Source organism: Desulfitobacterium nosdiversum (assembly GCF_049860565.1).
GTDB lineage: Bacteria > Bacillota > Desulfitobacteriia > Desulfitobacteriales > Desulfitobacteriaceae > Desulfitobacterium_A > Desulfitobacterium_A nosdiversum.
This window is the reverse complement of record NZ_CP172056.1, coordinates 4228163-4244421: the sequence shown is the minus strand read 5'-3', so window position 1 is coordinate 4244421 and position 16259 is coordinate 4228163. Positions and strand designations below refer to the sequence as shown.

The 16259-nt window shown below is 38.0% G+C and carries 24 protein-coding genes; 9 read left to right on the top strand and 15 right to left on the bottom strand.

Annotation, left to right across the window (positions count from 1 at the left end; genetic code table 11):
- Window positions 1–200 precede the first annotated feature (200 nt).
- The gene (locus ACHOLT_RS20695) at window positions 201–896 is read left to right on the top strand and encodes a GGDEF domain-containing protein (RefSeq protein WP_425804686.1); all 696 of its coding nucleotides are present in this window, start codon (window positions 201–203) and stop codon (window positions 894–896) included.
- Window positions 897–968: 72 nt separating this feature from the next.
- Here ACHOLT_RS20695 and ACHOLT_RS20690 read toward each other — a convergent pair whose 3' ends face one another.
- The 5 genes from ACHOLT_RS20690 to ACHOLT_RS20670 all read right to left on the bottom strand — a co-directional run bounded on the left by ACHOLT_RS20690 (window position 969) and on the right by ACHOLT_RS20670 (window position 4227).
- The gene (locus tag ACHOLT_RS20690) at window positions 969–1208 is read right to left on the bottom strand and encodes a thioredoxin family protein (RefSeq protein ID WP_425804683.1); all 240 of its coding nucleotides are present in this window, start codon (window positions 1206–1208) and stop codon (window positions 969–971) included.
- 24 nt (window positions 1209–1232) lie between these two features.
- On the bottom strand, window positions 1233–2174 hold the full coding sequence (locus tag ACHOLT_RS20685) for a permease (protein WP_425808202.1): 942 nt from the start codon (window positions 2172–2174) through the stop codon (window positions 1233–1235).
- A gap of 97 nt (window positions 2175–2271) precedes the next feature.
- Window positions 2272–2628: a carboxymuconolactone decarboxylase family protein gene (locus tag ACHOLT_RS20680; protein WP_425804680.1), complete on the bottom strand. Its 357-nt coding sequence runs from the start codon at window positions 2626–2628 to the stop codon at window positions 2272–2274.
- Between the two features lie 28 nt (window positions 2629–2656).
- Window positions 2657–3826 (bottom strand): MFS transporter, encoded by a 1170-nt coding sequence (locus tag ACHOLT_RS20675; RefSeq protein WP_425804677.1) that lies wholly within the window; start codon window positions 3824–3826, stop codon window positions 2657–2659.
- Window positions 3827–3948: 122 nt separating this feature from the next.
- Window positions 3949–4227: an ArsR/SmtB family transcription factor gene (locus tag ACHOLT_RS20670; RefSeq protein ID WP_425804674.1), complete on the bottom strand. Its 279-nt coding sequence runs from the start codon at window positions 4225–4227 to the stop codon at window positions 3949–3951.
- A gap of 113 nt (window positions 4228–4340) precedes the next feature.
- Here ACHOLT_RS20670 and ACHOLT_RS20665 point away from each other — a divergent pair, with 113 nt between their 5' ends.
- From ACHOLT_RS20665 to arsB, 3 genes are read left to right on the top strand one after another with little or no spacing between them, the layout of a single operon-like run.
- The gene (locus ACHOLT_RS20665) at window positions 4341–4649 is read left to right on the top strand and encodes an ArsR/SmtB family transcription factor (RefSeq protein ID WP_425804671.1); all 309 of its coding nucleotides are present in this window, start codon (window positions 4341–4343) and stop codon (window positions 4647–4649) included.
- A gap of 51 nt (window positions 4650–4700) precedes the next feature.
- Complete coding sequence (arsC, locus tag ACHOLT_RS20660) at window positions 4701–5120, top strand: arsenate reductase (thioredoxin) (protein ID WP_425804668.1); 420 nt, start codon at window positions 4701–4703, stop codon at window positions 5118–5120.
- Window positions 5121–5131: 11 nt separating this feature from the next.
- Window positions 5132–6202 (top strand): ACR3 family arsenite efflux transporter, encoded by a 1071-nt coding sequence (gene arsB, locus ACHOLT_RS20655; RefSeq protein ID WP_425804665.1) that lies wholly within the window; start codon window positions 5132–5134, stop codon window positions 6200–6202.
- A gap of 152 nt (window positions 6203–6354) precedes the next feature.
- On the opposite strand, the gene ACHOLT_RS20650 is transcribed toward arsB, so the two are convergent.
- The 5 genes from ACHOLT_RS20650 to ACHOLT_RS20630 form a co-directional block, all read right to left on the bottom strand.
- Window positions 6355–6741: a DoxX family protein gene (locus tag ACHOLT_RS20650; protein ID WP_425804662.1), complete on the bottom strand. Its 387-nt coding sequence runs from the start codon at window positions 6739–6741 to the stop codon at window positions 6355–6357.
- A gap of 288 nt (window positions 6742–7029) precedes the next feature.
- A complete protein-coding gene (locus ACHOLT_RS20645; RefSeq protein WP_425800491.1) occupies window positions 7030–7869 on the bottom strand; it encodes an IS3 family transposase in 840 nt (279 codons plus the stop codon).
- On the bottom strand, window positions 7866–8207 hold the full coding sequence (locus ACHOLT_RS20640) for a transposase (RefSeq protein WP_425800489.1): 342 nt from the start codon (window positions 8205–8207) through the stop codon (window positions 7866–7868). Before ACHOLT_RS20640 ends, ACHOLT_RS20645 begins: the two co-directional genes overlap by 4 nt.
- Before the next feature lie 105 nt (window positions 8208–8312).
- The gene (locus tag ACHOLT_RS20635; protein WP_425804659.1) at window positions 8313–8513 is read right to left on the bottom strand and encodes a DUF1858 domain-containing protein; all 201 of its coding nucleotides are present in this window, start codon (window positions 8511–8513) and stop codon (window positions 8313–8315) included.
- Between the two features lie 191 nt (window positions 8514–8704).
- Window positions 8705–9121 carry a carboxymuconolactone decarboxylase family protein gene (locus ACHOLT_RS20630; protein ID WP_425804656.1) on the bottom strand — a complete coding sequence of 139 codons (417 nt, stop codon included), beginning with the start codon at window positions 9119–9121 and terminating at the stop codon, window positions 8705–8707.
- A gap of 136 nt (window positions 9122–9257) precedes the next feature.
- Here ACHOLT_RS20630 and ACHOLT_RS20625 point away from each other — a divergent pair, with 136 nt between their 5' ends.
- Together ACHOLT_RS20625 and ACHOLT_RS20620 are read left to right on the top strand one after the other, a co-directional pair.
- Entirely contained in the window at window positions 9258–9707 is a 450-nt protein-coding gene (locus ACHOLT_RS20625; RefSeq protein WP_425804654.1) for an Lrp/AsnC family transcriptional regulator, read from the top strand.
- A gap of 168 nt (window positions 9708–9875) precedes the next feature.
- Window positions 9876–10100 (top strand): hypothetical protein, encoded by a 225-nt coding sequence (locus ACHOLT_RS20620; RefSeq protein ID WP_425804652.1) that lies wholly within the window; start codon window positions 9876–9878, stop codon window positions 10098–10100.
- A 154-nt stretch (window positions 10101–10254) separates the two neighbouring features.
- Here the strand turns inward: ACHOLT_RS20620 and ACHOLT_RS20615 are convergent, their stop codons facing one another.
- The 4 genes from ACHOLT_RS20615 to ACHOLT_RS20600 form a co-directional block, all read right to left on the bottom strand.
- Window positions 10255–10392: a hypothetical protein gene (locus tag ACHOLT_RS20615; protein ID WP_425804649.1), complete on the bottom strand. Its 138-nt coding sequence runs from the start codon at window positions 10390–10392 to the stop codon at window positions 10255–10257.
- A gap of 77 nt (window positions 10393–10469) precedes the next feature.
- Entirely contained in the window at window positions 10470–11075 is a 606-nt protein-coding gene (locus ACHOLT_RS20610) for an RNA polymerase sigma factor (protein ID WP_425804646.1), read from the bottom strand.
- 102 nt (window positions 11076–11177) lie between these two features.
- Window positions 11178–11993, bottom strand: a complete 816-nt coding sequence (locus ACHOLT_RS20605) for a pirin family protein (protein ID WP_425804644.1) — start codon at window positions 11991–11993, stop codon at window positions 11178–11180.
- Window positions 11994–12014: 21 nt separating this feature from the next.
- Window positions 12015–12401 carry a DoxX family protein gene (locus ACHOLT_RS20600; protein WP_425804642.1) on the bottom strand — a complete coding sequence of 129 codons (387 nt, stop codon included), beginning with the start codon at window positions 12399–12401 and terminating at the stop codon, window positions 12015–12017.
- Window positions 12402–12600: 199 nt separating this feature from the next.
- On the opposite strand from ACHOLT_RS20600, the gene ACHOLT_RS20595 reads away from it, so the two are divergent.
- The gene (locus ACHOLT_RS20595; RefSeq protein ID WP_425804640.1) at window positions 12601–12912 is read left to right on the top strand and encodes a winged helix-turn-helix transcriptional regulator; all 312 of its coding nucleotides are present in this window, start codon (window positions 12601–12603) and stop codon (window positions 12910–12912) included.
- Between the two features lie 71 nt (window positions 12913–12983).
- On the opposite strand, the gene ACHOLT_RS20590 is transcribed toward ACHOLT_RS20595, so the two are convergent.
- Window positions 12984–13697, bottom strand: coding sequence for a DUF2225 domain-containing protein (locus tag ACHOLT_RS20590; RefSeq protein WP_425804638.1), 714 nt, complete (start codon window positions 13695–13697; stop codon window positions 12984–12986).
- Window positions 13698–13821: 124 nt separating this feature from the next.
- Between ACHOLT_RS20590 and ACHOLT_RS20585 the strand changes: the two genes are divergently transcribed.
- Window positions 13822–14229 (top strand): hypothetical protein, encoded by a 408-nt coding sequence (locus tag ACHOLT_RS20585; RefSeq protein WP_425804635.1) that lies wholly within the window; start codon window positions 13822–13824, stop codon window positions 14227–14229.
- A gap of 88 nt (window positions 14230–14317) precedes the next feature.
- Window positions 14318–15883 carry a PucR family transcriptional regulator gene (locus tag ACHOLT_RS20580; RefSeq protein ID WP_425804632.1) on the top strand — a complete coding sequence of 522 codons (1566 nt, stop codon included), beginning with the start codon at window positions 14318–14320 and terminating at the stop codon, window positions 15881–15883.
- Window positions 15884–16259 lie beyond the last annotated feature (376 nt).

Sequence of the window (16259 nt, the reverse complement as noted above, 5' to 3'; positions counted from 1 at the left end):
AAGTAATATGAATAAAGAATGATAGGAGATGAATTAAAGAGGGTACATTAGCAGCCGCTTTAATAATTTTAGATAGAAAAATAGGACAAAATTCCCAATTGGGTATATAATTGTTTTGATAAAAATACCTTTAAGTGGATTAAGGTTGAAGGTGATGTTTTTTGGTCCGATTGTATCATAAATTTCACTCAGTAATTCTTATGAAACCTACTACTTTTGAGGAAAAAATAATATTTTCTGGGCCTGTAATTTTAATTGTTTTCAGCTTTGTTTTATGGGTTGTTGCATTTCTTTTGGATGTATTAACGAATATACCCAATTTATTAGTGTGGCTGCCCATGTTAGGAATCCAAATAGTAATAAGCACGACCTACGTAATTCTAATCAATAAATTACATTTTATTGCACATAATGATCAACTTACGGGGTTATGCAATAGAAGATATTTTAATTTTATGCTTGCCAAGGAAATATCACGCATTCAGAGAACAAAATCCATACTTACTCTTATACTTATTGATATAGATAATTTTAAAAAAGTTAACGATACTCATGGACATTTAATGGGTGATGATGTACTCAAAAAACTCGGTTATATTTTAAAAAACAATACGCGAAATATTGATATAGTCGCCCGCTGGGGTGGTGAAGAATTTGCAATAATTTTAGTAGAAACTGATTTGGATGGTGCAAAAATATTTGCTGAAAGACTCCGGAAAACGGTTGAGAATTATGATTTTGGTTTTCAGGTTACAATAAGTTTAGGGATTGTTTCCACCTGCGACGATTTATCTTTAGATGAACTATTAACACAAGCTGATGAAGCACTTTACGCTGCAAAAGAAAAGAAAAATAGGGTTATTAGTTATTCAAAACTAGGATATCTCGAAACATAAAGAAATCTACCTCTACAATAATTAACAAAAGAGTTAACATCCTTAAAAGAATGTTAACTCTTTAATTTTTGCTTATTGCTCGGCTTCAAGGTATTTTTTGAGTTCATCTTTGCGGGGAATCTTTCCGGAAACTTTAACCTTTTCGTTAACAACTAGTGCGGGAGTACGCATAATACCATACCCCATAATTTTTTGAATATCTTCCACCTTTTCAATAGTAGGGGTAATACCCATTTCTTTAACAACTTCCTCAGTAATAGCCTGTAATTTTTTACAGTTTGCACATCCTGAACCGAGTATTTTGATATTCATTAGAAAATCACCCCTCCATTAAATTTACCCTAAAACCAAATTAAACAAATAGCCGATAATTACAATGGCTACTGCCATAATACTTATGAAGATGCTTAATAATTGTGGCTTCAATACTTTTCTTAAGATAATCATTTCAGGAAGGCTTAAGGCAGTAACTGCCATCATAAATGCAAGAGCCGTCCCCATCGGCATACCTAGTCTTGTGAGCTCCTTAACGATAGGAATCGTGCCAGCTGCATTAGAATACAAAGGAATTCCAATCAGAACGGCAATAAATACGGCAAACGGGTTGCTCTTTCCTGCATATTTAGCCAATAACCCTGTTGGAGCATATCCATGCATAATTCCTCCGATTCCGATACCCACGAGTACGTAGATCCAAATCTTTCTTAGAATTTCGCCAACGTAATTTCGAGCTTCAATTAGCCTTTCCTTCCATGTGGGGATGACAATATCAACATCCCCCATTTTTATATTAAAGACATATTCCTCAACGAATTTTTCCAATCTTAACTTTCCGATGATAATTCCCGCTATTATCGCTACTATCACGCCAGTTGCAATATATAATAGAGCGATTTGCCAGCCAAATAAGCCCCATAGCATAACAAGTGCGACTTCGTTGACCATCGGAGAAGATATTAAGAATGAAAATGTAATGCCTAAGGGTATTCCTGCTTCAATAAACCCAATAAAGACAGGAACAGCAGAGCATGAGCAGAAAGGTGTCACTATGCCCAGTAGGGCAGCAAAAATGTTTCCTAAAAAACCTTTAGCTTTCCCTTCTCCTAAGAGTTTTTTGGTCCTTTCAGGTGGGAAAAAGCTCCTTATTATTGATACGATGAAGATAATTACCGCAAGCATCAAAAAGATCTTCATGGAATCGTAGAAAAAGAAATTTACAGCCCCTTGATAATGCTCAGAGTTCAAAAATGCGGGGTTAAGACCAAACAAGCCTATAATCCATCTTAGTAATGAAGTAAGCCCAAAACTTAAAGCATTTGCGATTCCGTTTAACCCCCAATCAATTGCTGAAAACACATTAACCACTCCTCATTACTTATCCACGGTCGGCTAACAGCCATTCCATGGCATGATTGAAGCCTGAAATAGAGGTCGCAGATTTCGAAAACTTGGCTACAGAATAGGCTTCCATTATTTCTTCAGTTGAAGCTCCATTTTTCTTTGCGGCTTTAACATTGTTCAAAATACATACCTGAGAATCCAATGCAATACCTACTGCCAAAGCAACGAGAGCCTTCGTTTTTTTATCTAAGTGTTCACCTGCATAGGCATTTTTCTTTGCTTCGATATGTCCCATCAAAATACCCAGATCTAGTGAAGCGAGATTTTCCAGTGGTTTTGGGACTTCTCCCATCTCAGCTTTTATCTTTTCTAACATCTTATCCTTATCCATGTATGGATTCCTCCTTTAATTTAACTAATTATGCTTGAACGCTAGATTTAAAGCTTTTCTTCACAAGAACTGTAATCATCGTTAATGCCAAAAGTCCAATTCCATAGATTAAAAACAATTCTTCGAAACTGGATGAGGAAACAATCTTTCCACCTATTGCCGTTCCAATACCTCCGCCTCCCATAAAGCAGAATGCCACAAGTGACATGGCAATTCCTCTTGCTTTTGCTGCAAATTCTGTAGCGATTGTAAGAAACGTTGAATGTGCCATCATAAAACCAAATCCCATAGCTCCAACAGCAATGACAACGACAGGTAGATAATTTCCTATTGAAACAAGCAATATATCAGCAATAAATGCAGAGGTTAAGCCAATAATAGCAGTTTTCTTACGACCAATCTTTGCAGCAAGCTTGCCGGATTTTTTGCCCGCGACTAATGCCATTATGCCAAAAGCGGTCATAACCATTCCTATTGCGAAATTATTAAGTCCAAATACTTGTTTAATAAATCCCCCGAGGAATGAAAACGAACCAATGAGGAAAATCCCCTCAAATATGACTAAGGTATAAATAATCGTGCTCGAAGGATTTTTCAATATCGTAATATAAGGCAAAAGCGCCTTACTTTCTTTATTTTTGGTTGATGGTATCTTTCTTCCTATCGTAAACAATAACACGGAAGAAATAACAGCAAGTCCTGCATAGACACCAAATACGCCTCTCCAGTTTAGAAAATAGGCAATGGAACCACCAATCGCCATACTAAGACCTTGACCTAAGAAAGATATGCTCATGAATGATCCAATGGCTGACTGCCTTTCCTCCATCGGAAATAAATCACCGATGAGTGCTAACGAAACTGGCATTATCGAAGCGGCGAACATTCCTGTTAAAGCCCTGTATACTGCCAAATCAGGAATTGCAAAAGCAAAGGCGCAAAGTGCAGTAGCAAATGTAAACATCAAGATGGAAAAGGTAATAACCTGGCGTTTACCAAAACGTTCTGCAAGGTAACCATACAACAGCTGGAACAATCCAAAAGGAAGCATGTAGGCAGTAATTACAAGAGAAGCTGATGCAACATCAACCCCTAAGTTTTGTGCGATAGAAGGTAGGATAGGAGAAACGACCCAATTGTCTGCCATTGTAACAAAACCGGCAAATCCAAGTATGAGTACGATTTTTTTCTTATCCATAGAAAATCTTCTCCTCCATGAAGGCTAGTTTAAACGCGATAGCCCATTCCGAACTGGTTTAGGATCACTAGCCTTATTCTTTTCTTATTTCTAAATCACCACCAGTAGTTTTACTCACCTCCTTACAAAGCTGTAATTTCTCTTAATAGATTGATGGCTCTTTTACAACCTTCTTTATTAAGCGAATAATGCATCCATTTCCCTTCACGGCGGCTATTCACGAGTTCGGAATCGCATAATAGCCTCATATGATGGGATAGCGTGGATTGACCTATTTTTAGATCTTCTAAGATTACGCAGGCACATTTTTCACCCCTTTGTAATTTTTCAAGGATCATCAATCGGTTGGGATCTGAAAGTGCTTTAAACACCTTCGCATTATTTTCATATGTATTACCCATTTTTTAAATCTCAAATCTATTTTCATCGATGTGTTTATTATATTCTTATACTTCGATATATGTCAATATATCGAAGTATTGATTAAATCAAAAAAAATTGATATGATCTGTTTATGATGGATAATGTTAAAATTTCAAAAGCACTAAGTGATCCTATACGTTATAAGATTCTATTGATGATGCTCAATGCGGATCAATGTAAACTTTCCGATTGTTACTGTTCCTCTGATGAAGGAATATGTAATTGTGACATTATGTCCGCATTGGGTCTCATTCAATCACGGGTTTCTTACCACATGAAAGAATTAGTAGAGGCAGGACTTGTTCTCGAAAAAGCCAGAGGAAAATGGAAGTATTACGCGTTGAACCAACCCATTATAAAAGAATATATTCAACAACTGGAGGTGGATTTTAAACTATAAATTTTTTTTGGATGATACATCAAATTATTTTGATGTGTAAGGAGGATAATTTTGAAAAAGAAAACGATCTATTTTATTTGTACTGGTAATTCATGTCGTAGCCAAATGGCAGAAGGGTTCGGGAAAAAATATTTACGTGAGAACTACAACGTTTATAGTGCAGGTATAGAAGCACATGGGCTTAACCCCAAGGCTGTCCAAGTCATGGCTGAAAGCGGTATTGATATTTCGAGTCAAACATCCGATGTGATTGACCCTGAATTATTGAATCAAGCTGATTTTATAATCACATTATGCGGGGATGCCAATGACCGTTGCCCAATAACACCCCCTCATGTTAAACGAGATCATTGGGGTTTTGACGATCCTGCAAAGGCATTAGGAAGTGAAGAAGAACGCTTGGCAGTATTCAGACGGGTACGGGATGAGATTGAAAAACGAATTCAATATTTTGCACAGGAAGGAAAATAGGTGAAGCAGATATGAACGTAGAATTGCCAGTCAGTCGAAAGCTCTCTACACTCGATCGTTATTTGACCTTATGGATTTTTTTAGCTATGGCTCTTGGGATTGGAATCGGATATGTTTTTCCAGGAGTTTCGGAATGGCTTAATTCCCTATCAATAGGCACGACTTCAATTCCTATTGCAATCGGACTTATTATTATGATGTATCCTCCCCTAGCCAAAGTAAAATACGAAGAAATGGGACTGGTTATAAAAAATAAAAAGGTAATGACCTTATCGATTGTTCAAAACTGGATTGTTGGACCGGTTATTATGTTTATTCTTGCCGTAGTCTTTCTCCACAATTATCCCGAATATATGGCAGGGCTTATCTTAATTGGTTTGGCCCGTTGTATTGCAATGGTGATTCTATGGAACAGCTTAGCAAAAGGTGATTCCGAGTATGCAGCTGCAATTGTTGCACTTAATTCTCTCTTCCAAGTTATTTTCTATTCAGTATTTGCCTATTTTTTCATTACTGTTCTTCCTCAATGGCTAGGCTTATCCAAAGGGGTAGAAATCCACATTAGTATGTGGGAAGTCGCAAAAAGTGTCTTGATTTATTTAGGTATACCGTTCTTAGCAGGAATGATTACCCGTATAGTTTTGTTACCTCGTAAAGGCAAAGAATGGTATGAGAAAAAGTTTGTACCGAAAATTAGCCCGCTTGCTTTAATAGCGCTTCTTTTTACTATTGTTATTATGTTCTCTCTTAAAGGTCAGTATATTGTGGCTCTTCCTTTGGATGTTGTTCGAATTGCAATCCCTCTCGTTATTTATTTCCTCTTAATGTTCTTTGTCTCGTTTTATATAAGCTATAAGATGGGGATTCCTTATCATCAGACCGTGACCTTATCTTTCACTGCCGCAAGTAACAATTTTGAACTCGCAATTGCGGTCGCGGTAGCCGTCTTTGGTATCAATTCTGGGCAAGCCTTTGCCGCAGTCATAGGTCCGTTAATTGAAGTGCCAGTTATGATCGCATTGGTAAATGTCTCTCTCAAATTAGGAGCAAGATATTTTAAAACGATAATAAATATAGGCTGACTAAAGTACTTCATGCAAAGAGTGAAGCCAATCCAGGCAAAAACCAAAGAGGAAGAACTAGATATAATGTGATCTGGTTCTTCCTCTTTAAACTTTTTATTATTCTTTCAAAATATTTAACCCGTAATTACCTATGTGAAAGTTGATGTGAATTAGAAAAGGACATAAGCTCCAGGTCCTGTTAAATAAATTCCTACTGCTGCTGCAATGATGGCTAGATTATATTCATAGCCGCCTGCTGTAATCATAAAGCCATTTTTCCCGGTAACGGTAGCTATAGCTACGACCATGGCTCCAACGATGAGAATAGCAGCGGCCGGAATGAAGACACCTGTGGCTAAGAATAGACCTCCAAGCAATTCACCAAGTGCAGCAAGAAAAGCCATGGGCAATCCGGGTTTTAATCCGATGGATTCAAAGAAACCAGCTGTTCCTTTAAGTCCATGACCGCCAAACCAGCCGAAAAGCTTTTCCGTACCATGACGTGCGAAAGAAAGACCAAAGATAAGACGAATAACTAATAAACCAAGATTCAACATTGAAAAAACACCTTCTCCTCAATTTTATCTATTATTTCGTGCTGGAAGTTCCAACAAGGAAATAATATACCTGTATAGATGAATAGTGAAGTACGCACTTTTATGTACTATAGTATATAAATAGAAACTATAAGAAAATCTCTATTTGGTTGGCTGAAATGCTGTGGGAAGAAAGTTATTTAGTAAGAATAAAGATTAAAACGGTTGTTGAGAAAGATTATTTTATATAACGTAAAAAAAGAGAGCCATAGTTCTGAAGTGACCCCAAAAAGTTAGACGAGTATTTTATTAAGCAGCCAAGAGGGTTTGCTGTCTGTGTAAAGCAGGCGGCAAACCCTTTAGCTTTACTTTGATACGGCGATTATTGTAGTAATCGAGATAGTCGATGAGTTCATTTTTAAAATGGTCCATCGATTCAAATTTCTGTAGATACAGAAGTTCACTTTTAAGTAGGCCAAAGAAGTTTTCTATCACGGCATTATCCAGACAGTTGCCCTTTCGGCTCATGCTTTGCCGAATGCCCTTCACTTCCAACATTCGCTGATACACCTTATGTTGGTACTGCCAGCCCTGATCCGAGTGGAGAATAAGGTTTGTGCTGTCCGGAATTGCTGAAAACGCTTTGCCCAGCATGCTCGTTACCATGGACAAAACCGGCCTATCCGAAATGGTGTAACTGACGATATCTCTGCTGCACAAATCTAGAATTGGGGACAGATAGAGTTTCTGACCAAACAGGCTGAACTCTGTGACATCAGTAACCCATTTCAAGTTTGGCTTCTCCGCCTCAAAGTCACGTTCCAGAAGATTCGGCGCTACCTTGCCCACTTCACCCTTATAAGAGTGATATTTCTTCATCCTAACATGGCAGGTAATGCCCAGTGCTTTCATCAGACGCTGAACGGTCTTGTGATTGACGATATTACCGCGATTGCGCAGTTCCATGGTAATTCTCCGATAACCAAATCTACCTTTGTTTTCAGTATAAATCGAGGTTATTTGTTCTTTAACTTCGGTGTATTTATCCGAAACTGATAGTTGCTTAAGATTGTAATAATACGTAGCGCGCGGAAGCTTGGCTACGACGAGGAGTACATCGAGCTTATGTTTCTGCCTCAGTTCCGTCACGACTTGTGTCTTTTCTCTCGCTGTACCCTCTCGGAAACCAAGGCATTCAATTTTTTTAGGTAATCGTTCTCCGCCCGCAGACGTTGGACTTCAGCAATTAAGTCTTCCTCAACTTTTTTGCCGAGCTTCACAGGTCTTCCTGCGCTTTTGCGACCCCGGCGGTCTATATAAAGCCCCTCAACGCCTTCCGTCAAATAAATTCGCTCCCATTTTCTTATGGGTTCATGGTTTGGTAGATCGTATTTCTTAGCCGTTTCACGATAACTTAGCCTATTTGTTTGCATATCTTCTATTACTTTTTGTTTAAATTCTCCCGAAAATGGAGTTCCTTTTGGCATGAAAACACCCCCAAAGTTATTTTAGTATATCATACTGTCTAACTTTGGGGGTGCAGTTCATTCAGTGAAGAACGATGACTCTCTTTCAATTCTGAAGTTTAATGATTATTTTTCTTCTTCAAGGACTGCATTTAAGTCTTTGATTAGACTAGGAACATCAATTCTGTGAGCTAAAGCTCCTTGCTCGATATTCTCAAAGCGTGCTGCCATGCAGCCAAAGCAATGCATGCCATGCTTAAGGAAAATATCAACAGTTTGGGGATATTTGTTAACTACATCTGTGATTGACTCTTTTCCTGTAATCATTACTCAACAACTCCTTTTAGACAACAATTAACTTACCTTACGTAACTAAGTTTACTAAAATAACTGTGATTTGTAAACTGTTATTTTTTACTTGTACAAAATTTTATGGGTTATATAGTAGGTTACCCATAAATAAAAAGAAAACACAAGCAAGAATATCTAATTTTAGTTAAAAACTTGAATTCCGATAATTATATTGAGCAGCTGGGCTGTAAATCGAGTAATGCTCCGAAGCGTTGAGATGCGGTTAAAAAACAGATCAAAGCGAATAATTCAGAAATCTCCTGATCATTAAATTCTTTTTTCAAGCTATTAAATTCGTGATTATCTATAAGCCGTTTTTTAGAAACTAGATCGGCAATTTTAGTAGCCGCTAAGACCTTCGAATCTGTGAGGCCCTTAGAGGGTTTACCTTTTGCCTTACAATACTCACATCCATTATTAAAAGCAAGAATACGCCTTACTTCTTCCTTTAATTCGGGTGTAAATGTTTGGGTATTAAAAAAGCATTTTTCTAAAGAAATCCATTTTTTTAGTATTTCATTATTATGTCCCAGTAATTTTTCAAAGGGTGTAAGCCCTTGTTCCGAAAAAGCTATTCTTGCCATATAACTCCTCCTCAGCAAAATATTTAATAACAATTCATAGTATACAAAGTATAATTGAAAAATTGTATTCTATATGATACATAATAGGTGTAATAACATATCGATTAAAATATGTATTTAAGAGGATGCATGGCAAGTGAAAATAGATGAGATAGATGTTTTAATCTTAAAAGAGTTAGAAAAGGATAGCAGGCTATCTATACGAGAATTATCAAAACGCGTTAATCTTTCTCCGCCATCGGTTACGGAAAGGGTAAGAAAACTTGAAGATCATGGGATCATTGAGACTTATACGATAAAAATAAACAAAAAAAAGCTTAATCTATCCATAGACTGCATTATCAAAATAACGATGAGAAATGGGCAGTATGAAAAATTTAAGGAATTTATTAAGGATTATAAACGAAGTGAGTGGGGTTATAGAATTGCGGGCAACGGGTGTTTTATCATCAAATTATCGGTTAAAGCTCTTGATGAAATCGAAGAATTCATTAACGAAATATCTTCATATGCAATTACAGAGACGATGATCGCTTTTTCTGAGGTAGAGATTAATAACAGGATTGATAAATTTATATCGGAATAAAAATTTAAAAATAAAAATTTTATGGATTAAAAGAAATTTTAGCTATAGAGCATCCTTTAGTTGATAACTAAACGGGATGCTTTAATTTTTAAGGCCGATTACATAAATAAAAGAACAGGTATGAATCTGGGAAAATATACTAGGATTATGAAAGGAGGTGCTTATTTAGTGTTTCTAGGAAGAAATCGTTTTTTAAATCAAGGTTTAGGTCTTGGAGATGGAGAAGCCGCGGGTTTAAATGCCGGGGCCAATACTGAATTCTTGAACCAGGCTAATCTCCCCATGCCGGCGGGAATGCAACGTTTTTTAGCAAAGAAAGGTATTAATTCACCTGAAGATCTTAATAATCGTCTTCAGTTTGCACCTCGTATGTCCTTTAGAAAATCACGGTAATATGGAACATGAATTTCACAAGAGATGAGGGCTCAAGTATTCCAGTATAAAATTCTAATAGGAAGATGAAAAGAAGAGGAAACCCATTGAATAAAATAATTTCTGGGTTTCCTCTTCTTATTCCGGAGAGTCAGTTCTTGATTACTGTTGTATTTTACGCTTGAGTAGGAATAGCCTTAGTGGCTACTTTAGCCTTGGAGAGAGGACATTCATCGCTGTGTTTTTCTCCGCAATGGAAACACATATCCTCCAGGGCTTGAACTGCTTTTTGTTTTTTTGAGGCATCGAACATTTCTAATTACCTCCTAAATTGATTGTGATTTTTATTTACACTTATTAGACGTAATAGCTTTTAAAAGGATAGTGTATTTATTCAATTCCATGGGGGCCCAGATGAAAAAATCCGATTTTTTGATAAGAGGTATCTCCGCCTAAGGTTTTCCGGAGTGTCATACGGGCTTTATACAAGCGCCATTTTACTAATTCAAGTGAGATATCTAAAATTTGAGCGACTTCTTTGGTCGAACAGCCGTTAATTTCTCTTAAGGTAAAGACCTCGCGCTGCTGCTCCGGAAGTTGAGAAATTGCTTTAAAAAGAAGATCCTTCATGGCCTTAACTTGGCAGAAATGGTCGGGATCTTTATGGAGCTCCTGGGAGGAACAAGAAGGTTCAATTTCATCAGAGATTTGTTCATGGCGAACGTAACTTTTCCGCTGGTGATCAAGTGTTACATTAACTGCAATCCGGTATAACCAGGTCGAAAATTTTGATTGACCATTGAAACCCTGTTTTGCTTTAAAAGCTTTTATGAAGGCCTCTTGAGCTAAATCCTGGGATAGATGAAAATCTCCAGTCATTCCGTAGATCAAATTTGTAATTTTTTCTTCGTTCTTAAGAATAAGTTGTTCAAACGATTCTAGACTTTCCTCAGAGCTTTCAGAGATTGGACTATAGAGGTTGTGCTGAATAGGCATAGATGATCGCTCCTTCTCGCATGTTACATAGTTAAGAACTAAGCTGCAAAGAAAAACCCAGTAGCTTAAGGCTGCCGGGTTAAATTAAATTGCGAGTAATTTTTAAGCAAGTTTTCCGCTGCCATAATCTTCGAAAGCTTGGCGAATCTCCTCAGGCGTATTCATGACGAACGGACCGTAGCGGGCGACGGGTTCATTGATTGGCTCACCGGCGAGAAATAAGAAACCCGCTTGATAACCGGTTACTTGAACTTCAGAACCTCCCTCAACAATAACGAGACTTCCGGCTCCCGCTGCGAGTGCTTCATCCCCGGAATGAACCGAAAGCTCGCCGCTATGGACATAGATCAGATTTGTTCCTTGAAGCTCTTTGGTAAAAACTCCATTCTCATTTTGCAGGCGTACATCGAGATACGTGATCGGGTAGTATGATTGAACAGGGCCATTAACTTTATCATAGGCACCGGAAATTATCTTAACGTCAACCCCATCCTTATGGACGACCGGTATATCCTCACTTTTAATATGACGGTATTTAGGTTTAACCATTTTGAGGTTGGCGGGGAGATTGATCCAGATTTGATATCCCCAGAGATGGCTGTCTTCCATTGCGGGCATTTCTTCATGGAGAATGCCTTTGCCTGCTGTCATCCATTGAACCTCTCCGGCTTGGAGGCTTCCTTCGTTGCCTTGGGAATCACGGTGAATAAAGCTTCCTTCGACCATATAGGTTAAGGTTTCAATCCCGCGATGCGGATGCATCGGAAAACCAGCGATATAATCATCTTTGTTATCACTCCTGAACTCATCCAGAAGGAAGAAGGGATCAGCATAGTCCAGAGAGGGGATGGCGATTGTTCGATTAAGTTTAACGCCGGCACCATCTTGAACGGTTTGACCTTTGATTTTTTTTAACATACGATACACCTCATTTTACGCTTAGAAAAGGACATAGGATCCAGGACCGGTTAGGAAAAGTCCAACAGCTGCAGCGATGATTGCTAAGTTATATTCATAACCTCCCGCAGTGATGGCAAAACCATTTTTCCCTGTTACAGTAATTGTGGCAACGACCATTGTGCCGACGATAAGAACTGCTGCTATAGGGAGTAAGAAACCAGCAGCCAAGAAGAGACCGCCGAGTAATTCACCGAGTCCAGCAAGAATAACAGCAGGAACACCGGGTTTAATGCCGATGGATTCAAAATATCCTGCGGTTCCTTTAATTCCATACCCACCGAACCAACCAAAAAGTTTTTCAGTTCCATGACGTGCAAAAGACAGACCAAATACAAGACGAATGACCAACAAACCTAGATTTAACATAATAAACATCTCCTCAATTATTTATCTCTTTCTTTTTTATATATAACAAGTGTTTTATAGCCTGTTAATTTGTTAATTAGTTTCTATCAATGTGTTACTTACTTTATGTAATTATAGTACTATAAGTAATATGATTTCGTCAAGTAGATTAATGTGTTAAAATATTTGTATACTCACTAGGATGAAGGGAGGTCGAAGAATGGAAGACTTTCATTTGTGTCCAAAATTTGAATCCGCATTTGAACTGATCGGCAAACGATGGACAGGACTCATTATTCGGGTTTTGCTAAACGGGCCTAAACGGTTTAAAGATATGACCGAAATCATAACGAATGTCAGTAGTAAAGTCTTGACAGAACGTTTGAAGGAACTCGAGACAGCAGGGATTGTTTCTCGTGTGGTCTATCCGGAAATGCCAGTTCGTATTGAGTATTGTTTATCTGAAAAAGGCAAAGATCTTCTTCCGGTTTTAGATGAATTGCAAAAATGGGCAGATAAGTGGGTTGAGTAACAGGTAAAAAAAATAAGAACCAGTCTTCATTGAGAAGACTGGTTCCTGATCGTTCTAGAGGATATCAAATATTAGGTTGATAATCCATCATCTGGATTCACCTTGCGGTATTCATCGGTTGTCAGTGTCCATTGTTCGCGAGTTCGTGTTAGAATGAGCCGGTCTTGGTTACGTTCAGGATGATTGACAATCTTGGAAAAGAAGTTGATCGCCTGCTTGTACTCTCCCACCCGTCGATTAAGTTCACCAAGCATATACAAAATTCTAACTTCCGACCAAGAGTCAACAAAGTCGGAATAGAGATATGATGCGTCGTATTCTTTAATTGCTAGCTTGAGAAAGCGTTGTTCATCTTCGAGCTGTTTTTGTTGACGATAAATCCATGCCAAACGTAAACATAATCCGGCCAGGACAAAATGACGTTCTTCTTTTAAAGATGCCGAATAAATGGCAAGCTTATAGGTCTCAAACGCAGTTTTAAGGTCTCGTGTTATACCGAAGTTTCGGCTTTGCCACTTATCGGCGATGTTTGTTTTAATCGCATTTTTTGTAAGAGGTGTAAAGTCCGGGGAAAATTCACTGTTAAAAGCAAAACCGCAGGATGGACAAACACTGACGTGATAATAAAGAGAATTATACTGATTATCTTTATAGTGAGGACAAAAATCAGCATCAATTTGGTATGCTGCTGAAAAACGAGAACGGATTTTTTTCGTGGTAAACGTTTCCCCACAATAAAGGCAGGAAATTTTCTTTTCATAAAAGGGCTGTAAATCAGTAATCATTTTGAAGCCTTCCTTGATCTTTTTCTTAATCCTACCGTGTTATGCTAAATTCATTATACTAGAATATTTTAACGTAATCTATTAAATTGTTGTTCTTACCAATAAACAAGAAAGGTGATTTTAAATGCTGAAGGAAATAGGAGGATTTTTGGGGGACATTGTTTATATCTTATTCTTATTGGCCCTCTTGAATTATGTTGTAAAATACATCAACCGCAAGTTTCGAAATCAATTACTTAACAATGAAGCGATATATCAGCTGTTTATCAAACTCATGAAGTTTACCGTAAAAAATCACAGATACTTTGGGTTAATGGCAATTATCTTTTTATTGCTGCATACTGCTGTTCAGATGAGCCTGCACGGCATAAATATTACGGGGACCATTGCGGTAGTTATCATGCTTGCTGAGATTGGACTGGGATACTATGGTTCAAAGGTCAAGAAGAAAGGGAAAACATGGCTCAAGGCCCATCGAGTCATATCTGTCCTTCTTTTGATTTCGATTTTTATCCATCTTGCCCTTGGATGATGATTGTTATGATACTTAAAAAGAATGGATAAAGGTATTCCGTTTATACTGGTATTAAGGAAATGAAATGCAGCTAGGTGAGGTTAAAATGGAGAAGTATTTACCCTATGCGATTACGTTAAACCGTTTTTTAGAATCTCAGCATTTATCTCCTGCGGATGATATGACGATATCTTTGCTTAAAGGGATGGGACAGTGGTCGATTCGTACTTTAGACTTGAATAGTGACCAAGTGATTACCTTGCCATTGCTTGGACGTGATTTCAGTTTAAAATATGAAGAAGACAGCAGCATCAGCATAACCTTCTCTGATGTTGAAGCAAGACCTTTACGTTTTATCCAATCTACAAAGATCCCATTGAACGAATTCGGCGAAAAAGCAATAAGCTGGATTGAACGAGAGCAAGGTAAAATTCTTTCAGTCGTTGAAAAATATACACAGGAATTGGCTGAGCAGTTGGCAAATGGCAAAGGCTTTACCGTTCTTCAGGATCTTCGAGCCATATTGGGGTTTGATTTGTTTATCATTAATAACCAGCTTGAAATTTTAGAATGGGCAGGCGGGCGGCAGCTTCCATTAGAAGCACTGGCCTTCATTTCTCCCAAACGGACGATGCAGGGTTTATTCCTTAGAGACAGGGTCTTTTTTCAAGGGGAGTGGGTTGATCCTCAAGATGTTCCGCTCACATGGTACCCGCTCCATGGACAGCCGGGAATCTTAGGTTATCTTGGCCTAGCCGCTTCTAAGGAATCTCTGGGGAGTATTGAACAGTTATTTCTGCATAAAGCCGCAACTTTATTTCTGCTTGAATTGACGAAAACGTATCACATTCAAGAAAATGAACGCCATTATCACCGCGATTTTCTTTTCGACCTGCTTTATAATAATTTCGACTCTCTGGAAGTGATCATCTCGCGAGGAAAACTATGGGGATGGGATTTTTCCAAACCGCACTTGGTGCTTGTAGGGGAGATTCCCGGCTTTGATCCTGATTCTCCTCAACAGGAGATATTCAATGATATCCTAACGGATATGATGGCGGTTTTAAGAAATCAATGGCCTAAATCCATATGCCTTGAACGGAATAATCAAGTCGTTATTCTTTTTCAGCTTCCTGATTTTATCCCTTCAACATTATGGGTTGAGCAAGCCAAAACTCTTCTCCAGCCGGTTCTTCGGCTCAATGAAGAATATCCAAGAGATCAGCAACTGTTGTTTGGTCTTGGAAATCTTTATCCGACGGCTCGCTATATACACCGCAGCTTTCAGGAAGCTCGCTCAGCTTTGGAATTAGGGCAATTATTCAATCTTGAAAATCGAATCATTGCCTTTCAGGATCTTGGGGTGATGCGTCTTCTGTATAAATTAGACAGACAGGAATTAGAGGACTATCGAAACGAAATTCTTGGCCCGATGTTAAAATTTGATAAAGAAAATAACCTTGCCCTGGAGGAAACGCTGCTCGCTTATTTTACTTCAAGTACGGATATCAATGCGGCAGGAGACAAGCTTTTTTTGCATCCAAATACTCTGCGCTATCGTTTGAAAAAGGCAGCTGAGATTTTGGGACGTGATTTAACGGTTTTGGAAAATCAAGTAAATCTTTTTATCGCCTTAAAAATCGGTAAACTTAAGTCTTTGTGGCCCGAATAAAGAGACAAGATGCGAAATTGAATTTTAAGTAACCTTAGAACCCTTCAGTCTTTGGATAACGGGTTCCGTTCAGGGGTGCAAAAGTTTAATTCTCATAGCAAATCACAAATAATTTGGGGGCTAATAGTGAAAAAATCACATGGTTGTTCACACTAAATAAAAATATATTTGATGTGAATTTGAGTGTGATTTTGTTGGGGAAACCATTGTGATTATTAGTTGTACTTGGTATAATTTGGGCAAAGTATTAGATACCTACCCAACGTCTTGGAATTACCGATAAGTAATTTACGATAAAGGACATCATATACTTTATTAGGTATTAGGATAAGGCTTTAGTGCGATCTCATAATGAGTATTAGGCACTTCTGATATA

Coding starts and splice junctions, on each gene's coding strand:
- ACHOLT_RS20695 (WP_425804686.1), top strand. CDS start 201: ATGAAACCTACTACTTTTGAGGAAAAAATAATATTTTCTGGGCCTGTA.
- ACHOLT_RS20690 (WP_425804683.1), bottom strand. CDS start 1,208: ATGAATATCAAAATACTCGGTTCAGGATGTGCAAACTGTAAAAAATTA.
- ACHOLT_RS20680 (WP_425804680.1), bottom strand. CDS start 2,628: ATGGATAAGGATAAGATGTTAGAAAAGATAAAAGCTGAGATGGGAGAA.
- ACHOLT_RS20675 (WP_425804677.1), bottom strand. CDS start 3,826: ATGGATAAGAAAAAAATCGTACTCATACTTGGATTTGCCGGTTTTGTT.
- ACHOLT_RS20670 (WP_425804674.1), bottom strand. CDS start 4,227: ATGGGTAATACATATGAAAATAATGCGAAGGTGTTTAAAGCACTTTCA.
- ACHOLT_RS20665 (WP_425804671.1), top strand. CDS start 4,341: ATGATGGATAATGTTAAAATTTCAAAAGCACTAAGTGATCCTATACGT.
- arsB (WP_425804665.1), top strand. CDS start 5,132: ATGAACGTAGAATTGCCAGTCAGTCGAAAGCTCTCTACACTCGATCGT.
- ACHOLT_RS20650 (WP_425804662.1), bottom strand. CDS start 6,741: ATGTTGAATCTTGGTTTATTAGTTATTCGTCTTATCTTTGGTCTTTCT.
- ACHOLT_RS20640 (WP_425800489.1), bottom strand. CDS start 8,207: ATGCCAAAAGGAACTCCATTTTCGGGAGAATTTAAACAAAAAGTAATA.
- ACHOLT_RS20635 (WP_425804659.1), bottom strand. CDS start 8,513: ATGATTACAGGAAAAGAGTCAATCACAGATGTAGTTAACAAATATCCC.
- ACHOLT_RS20630 (WP_425804656.1), bottom strand. CDS start 9,121: ATGGCAAGAATAGCTTTTTCGGAACAAGGGCTTACACCCTTTGAAAAA.
- ACHOLT_RS20615 (WP_425804649.1), bottom strand. CDS start 10,392: ATGTTCGATGCCTCAAAAAAACAAAAAGCAGTTCAAGCCCTGGAGGAT.
- ACHOLT_RS20610 (WP_425804646.1), bottom strand. CDS start 11,075: ATGCCTATTCAGCACAACCTCTATAGTCCAATCTCTGAAAGCTCTGAG.
- ACHOLT_RS20605 (WP_425804644.1), bottom strand. CDS start 11,993: ATGTTAAAAAAAATCAAAGGTCAAACCGTTCAAGATGGTGCCGGCGTT.
- ACHOLT_RS20600 (WP_425804642.1), bottom strand. CDS start 12,401: ATGTTAAATCTAGGTTTGTTGGTCATTCGTCTTGTATTTGGTCTGTCT.
- ACHOLT_RS20595 (WP_425804640.1), top strand. CDS start 12,601: ATGGAAGACTTTCATTTGTGTCCAAAATTTGAATCCGCATTTGAACTG.
- ACHOLT_RS20590 (WP_425804638.1), bottom strand. CDS start 13,697: ATGATTACTGATTTACAGCCCTTTTATGAAAAGAAAATTTCCTGCCTT.
- ACHOLT_RS20585 (WP_425804635.1), top strand. CDS start 13,822: ATGCTGAAGGAAATAGGAGGATTTTTGGGGGACATTGTTTATATCTTA.
- ACHOLT_RS20580 (WP_425804632.1), top strand. CDS start 14,318: ATGGAGAAGTATTTACCCTATGCGATTACGTTAAACCGTTTTTTAGAA.